Origin of the sequence: Serratia liquefaciens ATCC 27592 (assembly GCF_000422085.1) — a bacterium.
In the GTDB taxonomy this organism is placed as follows: Bacteria; Pseudomonadota; Gammaproteobacteria; order Enterobacterales; family Enterobacteriaceae; genus Serratia; species Serratia liquefaciens.
The window spans coordinates 3,277,475-3,293,907 of the sequence record NC_021741.1; the positions used below are offsets into that span (position 1 = coordinate 3,277,475).

The window sequence follows — 16,433 nt, forward strand, 5'->3', positions numbered from 1 at the left end:
CGATGTGTACGAATGGGTCACCGCTTGTGCGGGGCGACCAGGTGCGATCACTGTAAGAGGCAACCGGGCAAATAACTACGCGCTGAATATGCATGAGCTTATGAGCTCAATTCATAAACCCGCAACGCGCTAAAAAAAAAGCACAAGGTATTCAATAAAAGCAGAATAATTAGAGTAACCTAGCCGCGCTTTGGGCGGCGCCGTCACATCCGTGCAACATCATCGAAACGGCTACGCCTGATTCAGCCCGTTTGGGCTTTATCTCTGACGAGAGCGTTTATTCAACGTCCAAAACTGTCCGCCTTATTTTTGATTGCCGCTGCCTTTTAGCCTTGGCAACAGGGGGATATGCCAGACACCGGGGATGGATTTTTGGGGAGAAACCGCGTGTTTTTTTGGATATGGCTTAATCTCTAAATCGGGGACTTTTCATTTTGGTAAGGATAATACTATGCAAAATAAAGCGTCATCATCGCCGCTCATCATCATCACGGCACTGTTCGCCGCGTTGAGTGGGCTCTATCTGCTGGGAGGCGGCATCTGGCTGGCCAAGCTCGGCGGTTCGCTGTACTACATCATCGCCGGCCTGGTGCTGCTGATCACCGCCTGGTTACTGGTCCGCCGTCGTGCAACCGCTCTGTTGCTGTACGCGATCTTTTTACTCGGCACCACAATTTGGGCGCTGTGGGAAGTGGGACCCGACTTCTGGGCACTGACGCCGCGTCTGGACGTCACCTTCTTCTTCGGCCTGTGGCTGGTACTGCCTTTTATCTATCGCAAGCTGCACGCCAGGGGCAAGCTGGCTTACAGCGCGCTGAGCCTGGCGCTGGTCGTCACCGTGGTGGCGCTGGCCTATGCGGTGTTTAATGATCCACAAGAGATCAATGGCACCCTCGAACCTGCGCAGGTAAAAGTCGAACCTCAGGCGTCAGACGCCGACTGGCCGGCCTATGGCCGCACCCAGGAAGGCACGCGTTACTCTCCACTGAGCCAAATCAATGATAAGAACGTCGGCAAACTCAAGGAAGCCTGGACTTTCCAGACCGGCGACCTGAAAACCGCCAACGATCCGGGGGAAATCACCAACGAAGTGACCCCGATTAAAATCCGCGACACGCTCTATCTGTGCACCCCGCACCAGAAGCTGTTCGCACTGGACGCCGCCACCGGCAAGCAAAAGTGGCAGTTCGATCCTCAGTTGAAATTTAACCCGACCTTCCAGCACATCACCTGCCGTGGCGTCTCGTATCATGAAACGCCTGCCGCCACAGGTGCAGCCGCAGATGCCTCCCCGGCGCTGTGTGCACGACGCATTATCCTGCCGGTAAATGACGGTCGTTTGTTCGCTCTGGATGCCGATAGCGGCAAGCCTTGCGCCGACTTCGCCAATAACGGCGAGCTCAACCTGCAAAGCAATATGCCGTATGCGACGCCAGGCCATTATGAGCCAACGTCGCCGCCGGTGATCACCGACAAGGTGATTGTGATAGCCGGTGCAGTGACCGACAACTACTCCAACCGCGAGCCTTCGGGCGTGATCCGCGGTTTTGACGTCAACAGCGGCAAGCTGCTGTGGGCCTTCGATCCGGGCGCGAAAGATCCGAACGCCATTCCGGCGGACGAGCACCACTTCACCCCGAACTCCCCTAACTCCTGGGCCCCTTCAGCCTACGATGCCAAGCTGGATATCGTTTACCTGCCGATGGGCGTCACCACGCCGGACATCTGGGGTGGCGATCGCACGCCGGAAATGGAGCGTTATGCCAGCGGCCTGCTGGCACTGAACGCCACCACCGGCAAACTGGTCTGGTTCTATCAGACGGTGCACCATGACCTGTGGGATATGGACGTACCGGCACAACCGACGCTGGCGGACATTACCGATAAAAACGGTAACAAGGTGCCGGTGATTTATGTACCGACCAAAACCGGTAACATTTTCGTTCTGAACCGCACCAATGGCGAGTTGGTGGTTCCGGCGCCGGAAAAACCGGTTCCTCAGGGGCCAGCCAAGGGCGACCGTCTGTCACCGACCCAGCCTTTCTCTGAGCTGACTTTCCGTCCAGAGAAAAAACTGACCGGCGCGGACATGTGGGGTGCCACCATTTATGACCAACTGGTTTGCCGGGTGATGTTCCACAGCCTGCGTTACGAAGGCACCTTCACGCCGCCTTCCGAGCAGGGCACGCTGGTGTTCCCGGGTAACCTGGGCATGTTCGAATGGGGTGGTCTGTCTGTAGATACCGACCGTCAGGTGGCTATCGCCAACCCTATCGCCTTGCCGTTTGTTTCCAAACTGATCCCACGCGGTCCGGGCAACCCGATCGAGCCTGACGAAAATGACAAAGGCGGATCCGGCACCGAGTCCGGCGTTCAACCGCAGTATGGCGTACCGTTCGGCGTAACGCTGAATCCGTTCCTGTCGCCGTTTGGCCTGCCGTGCAAACAGCCGGCCTGGGGTTATATTTCCGCCGTGGACTTGAAAACCAACGACATCGTGTGGAAAAAACGTATCGGTACCGTACGCGACAGTTCTCCGCTGCCGTTACCGTTCAAAATGGGCATGCCGATGTTGGGCGGGCCGGTGTCCACCGCCGGTAACGTCTTCTTCATTGGCGCAACCGCGGACAACTATCTGCGCGCCTTCAGCGTGACCAACGGTGAAAAACTGTGGGAAGCGCGGCTGCCGGCCGGTGGCCAGGCAACGCCAATGACCTATGAGGTCAACGGCAAGCAGTACGTGGTGATTTCCGCCGGCGGTCATGGTTCGTTCGGCACCAAGCTGGGTGACTATATTGTCGCTTACGCCTTGCCAGACGAGAAATAATCGCAGAGGATAGTCTTGTGACAGAGCACGCTTGATGGCGTGCTCTGTCACTTTAAAACCACAGTAAAAGCTTTCCCACCGCCCATCCTCGTCCTGCAATAAAATTTCACGCCAAGTATTGATAATGATTATCATTCGCAATATTATATCTGCGTTGGCCCCGGCAGTGGCCGGCAATCATCTTCATATCGCAAGCAGTAACCGGCGGCCGCCTTCGGGCGGCCCTATTTGGAGGCACATGGTCGAGCACAAACATCGGAAACAAAGCAGCATCGCCCCCCTGCGGGCCCCCCCTGTCTACCTCAGCACGGAGACGCCAGAATGAGCCAACAGCCGTTAACCGCCATGCTGATGTTGATTTACGTGCTGCTGATGGTTCCGGCACTGTTCGCCATCGATAATCGTCTGAGCGCCACCCGCTGGGGCCACAGTCGCCTGATGCGCAAGACGCTGCAAACCGGGTTTATCATTGTCCTGACGCTGCTGTTTTTTAGCCTTATGACGCTGCTGTATTGAGTTGAGACGGCACTAATTCGCCGCAACCGGCAGTGTGCCCTCCTGCTTGACTACCGCGACCTTACCGCTAAGGGCAAAGGCTGAAATCAACGTGAACAGCAACGCAATGCAGCCGAGGATCAGGTAAGAGGTTTTGAAACCGTAATTGACGTACATCAGGCCTGCCGCATAGGACATACCGATGGCCGAGAGCTGCTTGAAGAAGCAAAAGCCCCACAGGTATATCGAGGCCGAAAGGTTAACGTTAAACTGGGTGGTGATGTATTTGAAAATGCCCACCAACAGGAACGGCACCTCAAACATATGCAGGGTTTTGAGAATAATGACCGCGGTGACCGAATCCGCCTGCGATGAACCAATAATCCGCACCGACATAATCACCCCAGCTATCAACAGCGCGTTCTTGCCGCCAATGCGATTAATGATCAACGGCGCAAAGAACATGATGAAAGCGTTAAGAAACTCGCCCAGCGTCGTTACATAACCAAACGCCTGCGTTCCCGCATGTCGGTCGCTGAAAAACGACGTAAAGAAGTTGGCGAACTGCTGATCAAAGACGTCATACACGCAGGCCACGCCCACGATATACATCACCAGACACCAGAATTTGCGCATTTTCAGCAGGTTCAACGCCGCCTTTAACTTGATGGGTTTGTGGTTTAACGCCAAGCCGTCCGCCACCGCCAGCGTGCTGTTCTGATCGGGTTTGAACAAATACAGCAAACCGGCCAGGATCAGCGCAAAGCTGGAAGCCAACCAAAACGCGAACTGGTTGTTGATGGTAAACATATAGCCGACGATCGAGGCGCAGATGGCCCAGCCGATACAGCCGAACAACCGGGCGCGGCCATACTCGAACTGACTGCGTCGGCTCACTTTTTCGATATAAGCTTCAATGGCCGGTGAACCGCCGCTGCACACCAGCCCCAGGTAAACCCCGCACAGCAAGGCCCCCCAAACAAAATGGCTTTGCAGCAGCGGCGAAAACACATAAATAAACAGCGGCGCCAGAAACAGCAGCAGGAAGATGATCATCCACAGCAGGTGTTTCTTCAGGCCAAATTTGTCGGTGACAAAACCGAAAATCGGCTGAAACACCAGGGCAAACAGCGCCATACAGGCAAACACCAACCCGGTTTGCTGCTGGTCAAGCTGGTTGACGTCATGCAGCCAGATAGGAAAGAACGGCAGCACCGCCCCCATGATGAAAAAGTAGAAAAAACAGAAGGCCCCAAAGATCCAAAAATTCTTGTTTCTCAAATAAAACATGGCTCACCACCCTATTTTTGATGGCGCAGGAAGCCCCGCGCCTTGTGCGTTTTGAGGAGGTAATACGGTTAAATTCGGCGATCAGTGATAGGCAGGGAGCCAGCTGCCGTGAGCCTCAATCAGCTCGTCGCACAGCTTACGTATATCATCAATGGAAAGTTCGGCGGAGGTATGTGGGTCCAACAGCGCCGCATGGTAAATCGCGTCGCGTTTGCCCGTCACTGCCGCTTCAATGGTCAATAGCTGGGTATTGATATTGGTGCGGTTCAGCGCCGCCAGTTGCTCAGGTAAATGGCCAACGTAACAAGGGCTGATCCCCTGCCCATCCACCAGACAAGGCACTTCTACGCAGGCCTCTGCCGGCAAGTTGGTGATGAGACCGGTGTTGAGCACGTTGCCGCCAATCTTGTACGGCCGGTCGGTCTCCATCGCTTCGATAATGTATGAGGCATATTCGTGGGTACGGGAATGCGTCAGGTTAGCGTCGTGGGTCAACGCCAGCTTGCGTTGCTGCCACTGGTCGATTTGCTCGATACAACGGCGCGGATACTCGTCGAGAGGAATATTGAAGCGCTCAATCAGTTCCGGATAATGACGTTTAATCCAATACGGCATGTATTCGGCATTATGCTCGGAAGATTCAGTGACGTAATAACCAAAGGTTTTCATGATTTCATGGCGTACCATGTCGTCATGCTTGCCCTGCAGCGCGTTGGCGCGACGCTTGATTTCCGGGTACAGATCCTCGCCGTGACGGCGAACGTCCAGCAGCCAGGCCATGTGATTGATGCCGGCAATGTGAAACTGAACGTCGTCGGTAGGCATATCGACGCTTTTCAGCAAGGTCTCCGCGCATACCTGAACGCTGTGACATAACCCCACCGTTTTCACCCCGGTATGGCGCAGCATGGCTCCGGTTAAGGCCGCCATTGGGTTGGTGTAGTTCAGCAACCAGGCATCCGGACAGACCGCCTCAATGTCCCGGGCAAAGTCAAACAGCACCGGAATGGTACGCAGCGCGCGGAAGATGCCGCCGATGCCCAGGGTATCGGCAATGGTCTGCTGCAGGCCGTACTTTCTGGCGATGGTGAAATCGGTAATGGTGCAAGGATCGTAGCCGCCGACCTGAATGGCATTCACCACGTAATTAGCGTTTTTCAGTGCCGCCCGGCGGTTTTCTACCCCGAGATAAGGGGTGATCTTCGCCCTGCCCGCATTAATATTGCGGTTGATATTGCTCAGCATGGCGAAAGATTCATTGAGACGAGCGCTGTCAATGTCGTACAGCGCAATATCCACCTCTTTCAGGGCCGGCGTTGCCATGATGTCGCCGAGAACGTTCTTGGCGAAAATGGTGCTGCCTGCCCCCATAAAAGTCACTTTAATCATCGTATTTCTCCGCTGCTGTGGTTTTCGATAAGCTGAAACTACGCGGCAACGCATTCGCAATATAGGGATAAATGTGACCTTGTTATGGCGAAAAATGACGCAGCATGAAAACTGTGAGCCAGGTCTGGATCTGAAGATCGCCCCACCGCCGTGCCACGACTACACTGCTACAGTAAGCGAAAACACAGGGGCCATGACTGATGCATAAGAGTTTTACTCTGAGTCGTACCGACAATATCGAGCTGAACCTGTACCAGTATGGCGAGGAGAACTGTGACAAGGGGCACAGCTTTGGACCGGCGGTACGCCAACACTATTTATTTCATTATGTGATAAGCGGTACCGGGGTACTGAGCAGCGAATATGGCTCTTTTCCGGTGGTGGCCGGAGAAGGTTTTTTGATCCACCCGCACGACGTGACTACCTACCGCGCCGACTCAAAAGATCCCTGGCATTATATGTGGCTGGAAGTCGACGGGCTGGTGGCCGGCAAGATTTTTGAAGAGTGCCGCCTGAGCCGCCAGTTGCCGATTTATCGTCCCCGCCAGAACGAAGACGCCCCTCTGGCGCTGCGCTATCTGCGGCAACTCATTAGCCATGGTGATGAACATCGGTTAAAAACGCTGGGCCTGAGCTATCTGTTTTTTTCTTCGCTGATTGATAACGCTTTGCAAAGCATCGCCGAGCCGCCAAGCGACAAGGCGCAGCATCTGCGCAAGGCGGTAAAACTCATTGAAAACCGCTACCATGAACCCCTCACCATTGAGCGCCTGGCCGCCTACTGCAACATCAACCGCAGTTACCTGTGTCGGCTGTTTAAAGGCACTTACGGCATTGGGCCAAAGGAATATCTGCTGAACTTCCGCATGAACATCGCCGCCAGCCTGCTGTGCAATAGCCAGACGTCAATCAAGGTGGTGGGAATTTCGGTGGGGTATGAAAACCAACTGCACTTCTCCAAGGCCTTTAAACAGGTCCACGGCCTCTCGCCGGCCAAATGGCGTCTGGAGAATAGTCAGGCATCATCGGTGCCGGGCGAAGTAACAGCGAACGCCTGATCCTTACTCGCCGCTTTTCTCTGCGCGGATATTTTCCGCCAGCGAGTTCGATTTTATGCGCGGGTATTTCCACAGCCACCGTCCGCTGACCATACGCCAGTAGAACAAGACACCGCGTACCGCCCAATCCATAAACATCCCCAGCCAGACGCCAACCACGCCCATGCCCAGCATGATGCCCAGTGTATAACCGGCAACCACGCGGCAACCCCACATGCCCAGCATCGAAACCCACATCGCAAAACGGGCGTCGCGCGCGCCCTTCAAACCGGCGGGCAACACCCATGACGCCGCCCAGATAGGCATAAAGGCGGCATTGAGCCAGAGCAACACCTTTACCACCTCCTTCACGTCGTCTTGTTGGGTATAAAACGAGGCGAATACCCCCGCCAGGGGCGCCGTGCCCCAGGCAATCACCGTCAACCCTATCGTTGCCAGCCAGAAAATGTGGCGCAATTGGCGCTCCGCCTGAGCTATTTGCCCTTTGCCCAGCCGTTTTCCCACAATAATGGTCGATGCCGACCCCAGAGCGTTGCCCGGAAGGTTAATCAACGACGCGACAGAAAAAGCGATGAAATTGCCGGCGATAACGTTGGTGCCCATGCCGGCAACAAACATTTGGGTCAATAACTTGCCGCCGTTGAACAACACCGATTCGATGCTGGCAGGAATACCTATCCCCAGCACTTCCCACAGGATGGTCAGCTTCAACGGGGTAAAGTAACTTTTCAGCGTGATGTGCAGCGCCGGATTAAAGCCGATCATCAGGACATAAACGATCGCGATGGCGCCAATATAGCGGGAAATGGTTAACCCCAGCCCGGCCCCGACAAACCCCAGCCCGTGCCAGCCCAGCATGCCGTAAATCAGTATGCTGCTGATGATGATATTCAGAATATTCATGCCGCCGTTGATCAACAGCGGGATTTTGGTGTTGCCTGCACCGCGCAACGCCCCGCTGCCAATCAACGCAATGGCGGCGGCCGGGTAGCTCCACACCGTGGTTTGCAGATAAGACAGCGCCAACGCCTTTACCTCCGGCGTGGCGGCACCGGCGATCACATCAATAATCTGTTCGCCCGCCAAATGAATGCCGATCGCCAAGGCAAAGGCCACCAGGGTCATTAGCACCAGCGACTGGCGTGCAGCCGCTCGCGCTCTTTTTCTGTCCCGCTTGCCGAGGCTAAAGGCCACCACCACCGTGGTGCCCAGATCCACCGCGGCGAAGAACGAGATGATTACCATGTTGAAGCTGTCCGCCAGCCCCACCCCGGCCATCGCCTCTTTGCCGATCCAGCTCACCAAAAAGGTGCTCAGCACCCCCATCAGCAGAACGCAGGCGTTCTCCATAAAGATCGGCACCGCCAGCGGCGTGATCTCACGCCAAAACAGCACGCGATAGCTTTTGCGTTTAGGATACCAGGGCGTATTTTCCACGCGCTGGCGCAGGGCGGCGTATAAGTTCAAGATCGGCTCATGAGATAAAAGTGAAACAACATTTCAAATAATGAGCGACAGAACGTTATCCTGCAAAGAATATTTTGCTTCCTTGATGAAGGCAGCTGAAAGCTGGCGTTTCTTCCGGAAAATCGGGGTGCCCCGAGGGTATTAATCAGCCCAACAAGACCACCAGCCAAAGCATTATCGTCATCACCACCGCAACCAACTGCGCAGCGCCGCCCAAATCCTTGGCCCGCTTGGATAAGGGATGTATCTCCAGAGAAATGCGATCGACAACGCTCTCAATGGCAGTATTAAGCAACTCAACAACCAGTAAAATGAAGCTGCTGGCAATCAATAACATCCTTTCTACTTTTGTAATATCTAAAGTAAATGTAACAACCAGTAATATTACGTTAATCACCAGCAATTGACGGAAAGCATCTTCGGTAAAAACGGCATCAACAAGGCCCGCCAGTGAGTTTTTTATGCTACTTATTAAGCGATTTATTCCTTTTTTCTTTTCAAAGGACATGCATCTTACTCTTATAAAAACCGGGTGATTTTTAATACCAATCAATAACGCACAGTAACTTATAACGAAATTGGTTAATGAAATTAAATAATCACCCGTGTGACATTGTTTTTCCGGCAACGTTGAATCGCCAACAACCAAAAGGCAATTTTGGCCATAGGTATTCTCTGAGCGCAGTGCGTTTTACATCCTGTGAAGGGCCGATAAAATCAGCGTCTTGCCGAGGGGTTAGAGTTGTTTTTCATATAAGCGATAACGCTTGTAAGGCACCGCGCCAATTCGCTCCAGGATGGTGCGCATGCCGGTATTCGACTCTAATATCCAGGACATCTCCAGCGCATCAATACCGCGTTTCTCGAAGGGGTCATGTAACGCTTCGATCAGCAATAGTGCAATAATCGGCCCTATTCGGCTGAATTGATATTCCTGGCGAACGCCCATCAGCGGCACCCTCGCGGTACGCACCCCGCTCACTTTCAAACGCCACAACAGCTTCGCCCAGCCAAAGGGAAATAAACTGCCGTTGAGATCGGCAATTGCCTCGTTGATATTGGGCAAACCGACGATGAAAGCGCAGGGTACTGAATCGACCTCGGCAATATAAATCATGTCATCAGGCACCAGGAACTTCAGCTGATCGCCCATGGTGGCAAACTCATGCTCGGTGAAAGGCACAAATCCCCAGTTATCCTGCCAACCGGAATTGAAAATTTCGCGCAGCACCTGCATTTCCTCGCTAAACCTTTTGCGATTGAGGCGGCGAAGGGTCACTTTTTTACGAACCTGACTCATCATTTTGGCCAGAGAAGGCGAAAAATGCAGGTCCGTGCGCTTCATCCAATAAGCCAACAAATCTATGCCCTGCGAATACCCCTGGCGCTCCAGATTGGCTGCGTAGTAGGGTTTGGCATGCGTCATCAGCGCCGACGGCGGCGTATCAAACCCTTCGACCAACAGGCCACTTTCCTGATTGATATTAAGACTGAAGGGACCGGTGATTTTTAATGCGCCCTTAGACCTCAGCCAAGCTTCTGCCGCGGCAAATAACGCGCTAAAAACCGCCGGATCCTCGATGGCATCGATCATGCCAAAGTGACCGGTATCCTCGCCGTAGCGTTCGCGGTGCAAAGCGTCAATTTGAGCGGTTATCCGCCCGACCACCTTGCCCTCTTTTTTGGCTACCCATGCCTGCCATTCTATATGGTCAGTCCCAGGATTCTTCTTAGAGAGATGTTCTTCGCGCTCTAAATACAAAGGGTCAATCCAATTAGGATCGTCACGAAACAGGGAGGAAGGAAAAGCGATAAATGCCTTAAGATCACGCTTATCGAGGACTTGCTCAATATGAATCATAAATAACCTTACAATTTAGTGACATGCTCAAAAAAAGAACGTTATAACGCCAGTGATATTTTCTGAAATGAGATCCGCTCTCGGTTATGACTTATCCCTTTAAGAGATAAGAAAAATCAATTAATACCTATTATCCTGCAGGATGTTACCCGAGCAGAGTTTCCACTGACACGTGCTGTTCTTTATCAAAAGTGATGCCAGACAGAGGCGTGAGTGATCTGAGCAAATTATGCTTTTTATTATTTCGTGCTATTTCCAGCAAAGAAAAACCAATCGTTTTTTAGTTTACTAATTCTGGTCTGGAGACGCATTGGCATATTTTAACATTAAATGCTTTTTCTATCCCTGGGGTTAAATGAGGCTTTCACTTTTGTCCGTCTTCCGGATACTGTTTAGGATATGTTTAAGTACGGAGATAGCCATGCGCAAGATCAGATCATATGAATCGCCGATTATTGCCTTCCGGAAATGTGTCGATAACAGGCACCCGGTCAAGGCTGTCGGGCAAAGGATGGAGATATCAGGAGCTGGCTGTGACAGCACCTATATCCGCCGTTCTTCTGTCATGGTCCTCACGTGAAAAAGACTAGGTAATATCCACGGCTAATCCCTCGCCTTTAGTTCTAAGTAGACATGCTGGTTATTAATTCCAGGGTGATCTGTTTGTGGAATGAAAGAAAATGATTGAATAACAAATATATTCAAAACATTTTCATTGTAAAAACATTAACTCTCTCGCCAATAGTCGTTTATCTCTTTTGGTGATTTTTACTCTATGGCTAATTTGTATATGTCTGAAACAAGCTCCACTCATTCTCTTCCAATGCGTTATGCAGATTTCCCCACTCTGGTGGAGGCATTAGATTATGCAGCGCAGGGCAGTACAGGAATGAACTTTTACGATCGTCGTAATCAGCTCGTGGCCGTACTGGAATATCGCACGCTGAAACAGCGCGCGATAGTGGGTGCGCGGCGCCTGTTATCCCTGAACCTCAATAAAGGCGATCGGGTTGCACTTATCGCGGAAACCAGCGCCGGTTTCGTTGAGGCTTTTTTTGCCTGCCAATATGCCGGTTTGGTTGCTGTCCCGCTGGCCATTCCTATGGGGGTCGGGCAACGGGACTCTTATACCATCAAGCTTCAGGGCCTGATCAACAGCTGTAAGCCTGCCGCCATTATCAGCAGCGAAGAATGGGTACCGCTGATCAGCTCTGCGACCCTGGATGCACCGCCAACCCATATTCTCAGCGACGCAGATTTTAACGCTCTGCCTGAGCGGGATGTGGAGCTGCAGACACCGTCGCCCAACGATATTGCCTATCTCCAATACACGTCGGGCAGCACTCGCTTTCCACGCGGGGTGATCATTACCCAGCGTGCGGTGATGTCTAACCTGCGCGTGATTAGCCATGATGGGATCAAACTGCGTGCGGGCGATCGCTGCGTTTCCTGGCTGCCCTTCTATCACGATATGGGCCTGGTCGGTTTCCTGCTTACCCCAGTGGCGACTCAGCTGTCCGTCGACTATTTGCGTACGCAAGATTTTGCCATGCGTCCAATGCAATGGTTAAAACTGATCGCCAAAAATCGCGGCACCGTGTCCGTCGCTCCGCCGTTTGGCTACGATTTATGCCTGCGCTACAGCAACAACAAAGAGATCACCGAGTTGGATCTCTCCAGTTGGCGCGTGGCCGGCGTAGGGGCTGAACCTATTCCGTCAGATTTACTCTCTCAGTTCGCTGAGCACTTCGGCCATCTTAACTTTGACCGCAAGGCGCTGATGCCCTGCTATGGTTTGGCCGAGAACACCCTGGCGGTCAGTTTCTATGACGAAGCTTCCGGTGCGCCCATCAACCTGGTCGACCGCGACATTTTGGAATACGAAGGTAAGGCGGTAGCCCCCGGCAAAAAAACGCGGGTCACATCGACCTTTGTCAATTGCGGCAAGCCACTGCCCGGTCACCGTATCGAAATTCGCAGCGAAACCGGGCTCCCGCTGCCAGAGCGGCAGGTCGGCCGTATTTGTATCTCCGGCCCCAGCCTGATGAATGGCTATTTCCGCGACGATGCGTCTCAACAGCAAATCCAGACAAGCGGCTGGATGGATACCGGTGACCTGGGCTATCTGCTGGACGGCTACCTGTACGTCACCGGCCGCAAGAAAGATTTGATCATCATTCGTGGCCGTAATATTTGGCCGCAGGATATTGAATATGTTGCGGAGTCCGAGCCGGAAATCCGCTCTGGCGACGCCATTGCCTTCGTGACCGAAGAGCACGGTGACGGCGCCAGAATCATTCTGCAAATCCAGTGCCGGGTCAGCTCTGAAGATCGTCGGGAGCAAATCGTCCACACGCTGAGCGCCCGAATTCAAAGCGAGTTCGGCATTGCGGTGGATATTGAGCTGTTGCCGCCCCACAGCATTCCCCGCACCTCTTCGGGGAAACCTGCCCGTGCGGAGGCCAAGAAGCGCTGGCTGACCACCTCCATCTGCCCGTCGATGCAGCAACTGGCAGGCTTTGCGCAATGACAGGCACCGTGGCAGTCACTGGCGTAACCGGCTTTATTGGCCGGCATATCGTTCAGAATCTGCTTTCCCGTGGTTTTACCGTGCGCGCCCTCACCCGGCGCGCAGGTCAAATCGCCCCCCCTAACCTGACCTGGATCCTGGGGGCGCTGGAGGATCAGGACTCGCTCATCGAGCTGGTTCGCGGGGCTGAATTCGTGGTGCATTGTGCGGGCCAGGTGCGGGGAGGCACGGAAGAAACCTTCACCCGGTGTAATGTCAGCGGCAGCCAACACCTGATGCAGGCGGCCAGACAAAGCGGCAGCTGCAAGCGCTTCCTGTTTATCTCTTCTCTTGCCGCTCGCCATCCGGAGCTGTCCTGGTATGCCAATTCAAAACACGTTGCTGAACAACGGCTAACCGCTATGGCTGCGGATATTTCACTGGGCATTTTTCGCCCCACCGCGGTTTACGGGCCCGGCGATAAAGAGCTTAAGCCGATATTCAGCTGGCTTCTGCGCGGCGTGCTTCCACGACTGGGCGCAGCGGAAGCAAAGCTGACGTTCCTTCACGTGAGCGATTTAGCCGAAGCCGTAAGCCAGTGGCTATTGGCCCCTGGCCCGCAGACGCAAACGTATGAACTTTGCGACGGGGTTGCCGGCGGTTATAGCTGGCAGCGATTACGGGAAATAGGGACCACCATACGCAATGGCCCGGTGAGGCTGGTGGGGATCCCGCTGCCCCTGCTGAAAATTTTGGCCGATGGCAGCATGTTGTTGAGCCGGTTGACCAACAAAGAACCGATGCTGACCCACAACAAAATACGGGAATTAACCTATCCGGACTGGTCTGCAAACAACCGAAGCCTGTCCGAAGATACTCATTGGGTCCCCAAGATCAGTTTGAAGCGCGCACTGCGTGAAGGTTTATTTTAATTATCTAAATTAGAGGTTTGCCAAAAATTTTTATGCGAAATCGCGACGCTGTTATGAATTATATTCTGACTTGCCTGCAAGGTCTGGTCGAAGGCGGATTAGAAATCAAACCTGATAGCGATCTCGTCAACGATCTTGGCCTGGAGTCCATCAGAGTCCTGGATCTGCTGATGATGTTAGAAGACGAATTCGATATTTCTATTCCTATCAATATATTGCTTGATGTCAGAACGCCAGAGCAGCTGCTTGACGCTCTACTCCCTCGCCTGGAGAAAACCAATGGGTCTTTATGATAAATTTTCGCGGCTTACCCAGGATCGTAAGCAATTCCAGGCCGATGGCCTGAACCCCTTTGGCACCTGTATCGATGAGGTTTATTCGGCAATCGAAGGGCGCATTGGCAATCAGAAAATTGTTCTGGCGGGGACCAATAACTACCTGGGCCTGACCTTCGATGCGCAGGCTATTGCCGAGGGTCAGGCGGCATTAGCCGCTCAGGGCACCGGCACAACCGGCTCACGCATGGCGAACGGCAGCTATGGCTCTCACTTGCAGTTGGAGCAAGAGCTGATGGCGTTCTTTGATCGCCCTACCGCCATCGTCTTTTCCACCGGCTATACCGCGAACCTGGCGGTCATCAGTACTCTGGCAACCCCCGGCTCGGTCGTGCTGATCGACGCGGACAGCCACGCCAGTATTTATGATGCCTGCGCCCTGGGCGGCGCTGAAATCATTCGCTTCCGCCACAACGATGCCAAAGATCTGGAACGTCGCATGGTGCGCCTTGGCGAACGTGCCCGAGACGCGATCATCATCGTCGAAGGCATTTACAGCATGCTGGGCGACGTTGCTCCGCTGGTTGAAATCGTCGACATCAAACGGCGGCTCGGCGGTTATTTGCTGGTAGACGAAGCGCATTCATTCGGCGTGATGGGGGCTCACGGGCGAGGTCTGGCTGAAGAGCTGGGCGTTGAGCAAGATGTTGATATTATTCTGGGCACGTTCAGTAAAAGCCTGGCCTCTATCGGCGGCTTTGCCGTGGGCGGCAAAGATATGGAAGTGCTGCGCTACAGCAGTCGTCCTTATATTTTTACCGCTTCGCCTTCGCCATCCAGTATCGCTTCGGTGCGCGCTTCTTTGAAAAAGATCGCGCAACATCCTGAACTGCGGGAAAAACTCTGGAGCAACGCGCATCGGCTCTATCAGGGACTGGCCAAGCTGGGCTACGACCTGGGGCCGCGCATCAGCCCAGTGGTACCGGTGATGATTGGTTCAAAAGAAGAGGGTTTGCAATTCTGGCGCGACCTGATCGCCAAAGGTGTTTATGTCAATCTGGTGTTACCTCCGGCAGCACCGGCCGGCATAACGCTCCTGCGATGCAGCGTTAACGCCGCGCACAGTGATGAAGAGATTGATAAGATCATTGGGGCTTTTGCCGCGCTAAAAAAATAATGACGTCCCGCTGCTCATAAAACTCATGGGCAGTGTTCCCATCGAAAACACTCTTCACCTTGCCTGCCAGTGCCGAAAAAGTTATCGGCACTGGAATCAAACTTTCTGATTTCGAGAACTGAAATAATCAGTGGGTCGCTACCGATTCGCCTTCGACTACAAAGCTATATCCCTGCGCTTGCATAAATTCCGCGACGGCTTTTTCAGCGGCGGATAACACTTCATCGAGCGGTTTATTGGCATCGACATCCGCAATTTCCGCACCTTCAAAAGTGAGCAGTGGCGTAACGGCAATCTTTTTGGCTAATGCTTCTTTGCGATGATCGGGTTTACGTGCGCAAGCGACGTCCAGATCCACATTCAACTTGATCACCAGGTCTGGCTTATTATCCGCCATCCATTGAAAAGCTTTGCGTTCGCGCCCCGCCAACCACCTGACAAAATGGCTGCCTTGAGTATTTTCGGGAAATACGGTGCCATCGTAGGCGCCGGGGATTTGTACCTGCGGGAAACGGTCGGTTAATACGATCAGACCTTGTCGACGAAAAGCCAACATCCGGCGAAAACGCAGCAGCCGACGCAAAACGAAAGTGATGATGACCAAACCCGGCAACAGCCCCACCCTGGATTTTTTGGATTTCACTTTTTTAGTATTGCGTTCGATGGCCTTGCCAACAGAATTTCCCATCAGCGGGAGTTGCGAAACCGCACGCCCGACATTTCCTGCCTGCTTACCCAGATGCACCTTCACTGCAGGACCGTATTTTTTCACATATTCAATGAGATATTCACAAACGGTAGACTTACCCGAGCCATCGCTGCCAATTACCGCAATAAGCGGCGGGAATTTTGAATTCATAATAAGATTCTCTTCTAAGACACCTGTAAAAATGTACCATTTCGAAAACAAAAAGTCGCTTAATGACGTTATCAAAGCCATGGGGAATAAATATTGCCACCCCCAGACCAAAGCACACAAAAGATTAAGAAAACAATGAAGAAACCTGTTCCATTACCCGGTGCGGCAACGCCTAATTAGCATTAAGAGCTATAAGAACAATCCCAGCTGTGGTTAGCACAAAAAAACAAGACGGACTCACCAAAACATAATCACAAATAATAAAGAAATTTGAATGGCACTGAGATAATACTC

General features: G+C 53.1%; 13 protein-coding genes. 7 read left to right on the forward strand and 6 right to left on the reverse strand.

Annotated elements, in window-relative coordinates; all coding sequences use genetic code 11:
• The first annotated feature begins 451 nt into the window (after window positions 1-451).
• Together M495_RS15475 and M495_RS15480 are read left to right on the forward strand one after the other, a co-directional pair.
• Entirely contained in the window at window positions 452-2,827 is a 2,376-nt protein-coding gene (locus tag M495_RS15475) for a glucose/quinate/shikimate family membrane-bound PQQ-dependent dehydrogenase (protein ID WP_020827622.1), read from the forward strand.
• 321 nt (window positions 2,828-3,148) lie between these two features.
• Window positions 3,149-3,343 (forward strand): hypothetical protein, encoded by a 195-nt coding sequence (locus tag M495_RS15480; RefSeq protein ID WP_020827623.1) that lies wholly within the window; start codon window positions 3,149-3,151, stop codon window positions 3,341-3,343.
• A 12-nt stretch (window positions 3,344-3,355) separates the two neighbouring features.
• Here the strand turns inward: M495_RS15480 and M495_RS15485 are convergent, their stop codons facing one another.
• On the reverse strand, window positions 3,356-4,612 hold the full coding sequence (locus M495_RS15485; protein WP_020827624.1) for an MFS transporter: 1,257 nt from the start codon (window positions 4,610-4,612) through the stop codon (window positions 3,356-3,358).
• 81 nt (window positions 4,613-4,693) lie between these two features.
• A complete protein-coding gene (gene melA / locus M495_RS15490) occupies window positions 4,694-6,001 on the reverse strand; it encodes an alpha-glucosidase/alpha-galactosidase (protein WP_020827625.1) in 1,308 nt (435 codons plus the stop codon).
• A 200-nt stretch (window positions 6,002-6,201) separates the two neighbouring features.
• On the opposite strand from melA, the gene M495_RS15495 reads away from it, so the two are divergent.
• The gene (locus M495_RS15495; protein ID WP_020827626.1) at window positions 6,202-7,059 is read left to right on the forward strand and encodes an AraC family transcriptional regulator; all 858 of its coding nucleotides are present in this window, start codon (window positions 6,202-6,204) and stop codon (window positions 7,057-7,059) included.
• Window positions 7,060-7,062: 3 nt separating this feature from the next.
• On the opposite strand, the gene M495_RS15500 is transcribed toward M495_RS15495, so the two are convergent.
• The 3 genes from M495_RS15500 to M495_RS15510 form a co-directional block, all read right to left on the reverse strand.
• Entirely contained in the window at window positions 7,063-8,526 is a 1,464-nt protein-coding gene (locus tag M495_RS15500; RefSeq protein WP_020827627.1) for an EmmdR/YeeO family multidrug/toxin efflux MATE transporter, read from the reverse strand.
• 145 nt (window positions 8,527-8,671) lie between these two features.
• A complete protein-coding gene (locus M495_RS15505) occupies window positions 8,672-9,034 on the reverse strand; it encodes a diacylglycerol kinase (RefSeq protein WP_020827628.1) in 363 nt (120 codons plus the stop codon).
• 228 nt (window positions 9,035-9,262) lie between these two features.
• On the reverse strand, window positions 9,263-10,387 hold the full coding sequence (locus M495_RS15510) for a hypothetical protein (RefSeq protein WP_020827629.1): 1,125 nt from the start codon (window positions 10,385-10,387) through the stop codon (window positions 9,263-9,265).
• Between the two features lie 790 nt (window positions 10,388-11,177).
• On the opposite strand from M495_RS15510, the gene M495_RS15515 reads away from it, so the two are divergent.
• Genes M495_RS15515 through spt form a run of 4 tightly spaced genes read left to right on the forward strand, consistent with a single transcriptional unit; the run spans window position 11,178 to window position 15,280 of the window.
• Window positions 11,178-12,917 (forward strand): fatty acyl-AMP ligase, encoded by a 1,740-nt coding sequence (locus tag M495_RS15515; protein WP_230090323.1) that lies wholly within the window; start codon window positions 11,178-11,180, stop codon window positions 12,915-12,917.
• Window positions 12,914-13,828 (forward strand): NAD-dependent epimerase/dehydratase family protein, encoded by a 915-nt coding sequence (locus tag M495_RS15520; protein WP_020827631.1) that lies wholly within the window; start codon window positions 12,914-12,916, stop codon window positions 13,826-13,828. Before M495_RS15515 ends, M495_RS15520 begins: the two co-directional genes overlap by 4 nt.
• Window positions 13,829-13,860: 32 nt before the next feature.
• Entirely contained in the window at window positions 13,861-14,121 is a 261-nt protein-coding gene (locus M495_RS15525; RefSeq protein WP_020827632.1) for an acyl carrier protein, read from the forward strand.
• Window positions 14,108-15,280, forward strand: coding sequence for a serine palmitoyltransferase (gene spt / locus M495_RS15530; protein WP_020827633.1), 1,173 nt, complete (start codon window positions 14,108-14,110; stop codon window positions 15,278-15,280). Before M495_RS15525 ends, spt begins: the two co-directional genes overlap by 14 nt.
• A 127-nt stretch (window positions 15,281-15,407) precedes the next feature.
• Here spt and M495_RS15535 read toward each other — a convergent pair whose 3' ends face one another.
• Complete coding sequence (locus M495_RS15535) at window positions 15,408-16,139, reverse strand: nucleoside/nucleotide kinase family protein (protein ID WP_020827634.1); 732 nt, start codon at window positions 16,137-16,139, stop codon at window positions 15,408-15,410.
• Between the last annotated feature and the right edge of the window lie 294 nt (window positions 16,140-16,433).

Excerpts from the sequence above, each read along its gene's own strand:
- M495_RS15475 (WP_020827622.1), top strand. The coding sequence starts at position 452 with ATGCAAAATAAAGCGTCATCATCGCCGCTCATCATCATCACGGCACTG.
- M495_RS15480 (WP_020827623.1), top strand. The coding sequence starts at position 3,149 with ATGAGCCAACAGCCGTTAACCGCCATGCTGATGTTGATTTACGTGCTG.
- M495_RS15485 (WP_020827624.1), bottom strand. The coding sequence starts at position 4,612 with ATGTTTTATTTGAGAAACAAGAATTTTTGGATCTTTGGGGCCTTCTGT.
- melA (WP_020827625.1), bottom strand. The coding sequence starts at position 6,001 with ATGATTAAAGTGACTTTTATGGGGGCAGGCAGCACCATTTTCGCCAAG.
- M495_RS15495 (WP_020827626.1), top strand. The coding sequence starts at position 6,202 with ATGCATAAGAGTTTTACTCTGAGTCGTACCGACAATATCGAGCTGAAC.
- M495_RS15505 (WP_020827628.1), bottom strand. The coding sequence starts at position 9,034 with ATGTCCTTTGAAAAGAAAAAAGGAATAAATCGCTTAATAAGTAGCATA.
- M495_RS15510 (WP_020827629.1), bottom strand. The coding sequence starts at position 10,387 with ATGATTCATATTGAGCAAGTCCTCGATAAGCGTGATCTTAAGGCATTT.
- M495_RS15515 (WP_230090323.1), top strand. The coding sequence starts at position 11,178 with ATGTCTGAAACAAGCTCCACTCATTCTCTTCCAATGCGTTATGCAGAT.
- M495_RS15520 (WP_020827631.1), top strand. The coding sequence starts at position 12,914 with ATGACAGGCACCGTGGCAGTCACTGGCGTAACCGGCTTTATTGGCCGG.
- M495_RS15525 (WP_020827632.1), top strand. The coding sequence starts at position 13,861 with ATGCGAAATCGCGACGCTGTTATGAATTATATTCTGACTTGCCTGCAA.
- spt (WP_020827633.1), top strand. The coding sequence starts at position 14,108 with ATGGGTCTTTATGATAAATTTTCGCGGCTTACCCAGGATCGTAAGCAA.
- M495_RS15535 (WP_020827634.1), bottom strand. The coding sequence starts at position 16,139 with ATGAATTCAAAATTCCCGCCGCTTATTGCGGTAATTGGCAGCGATGGC.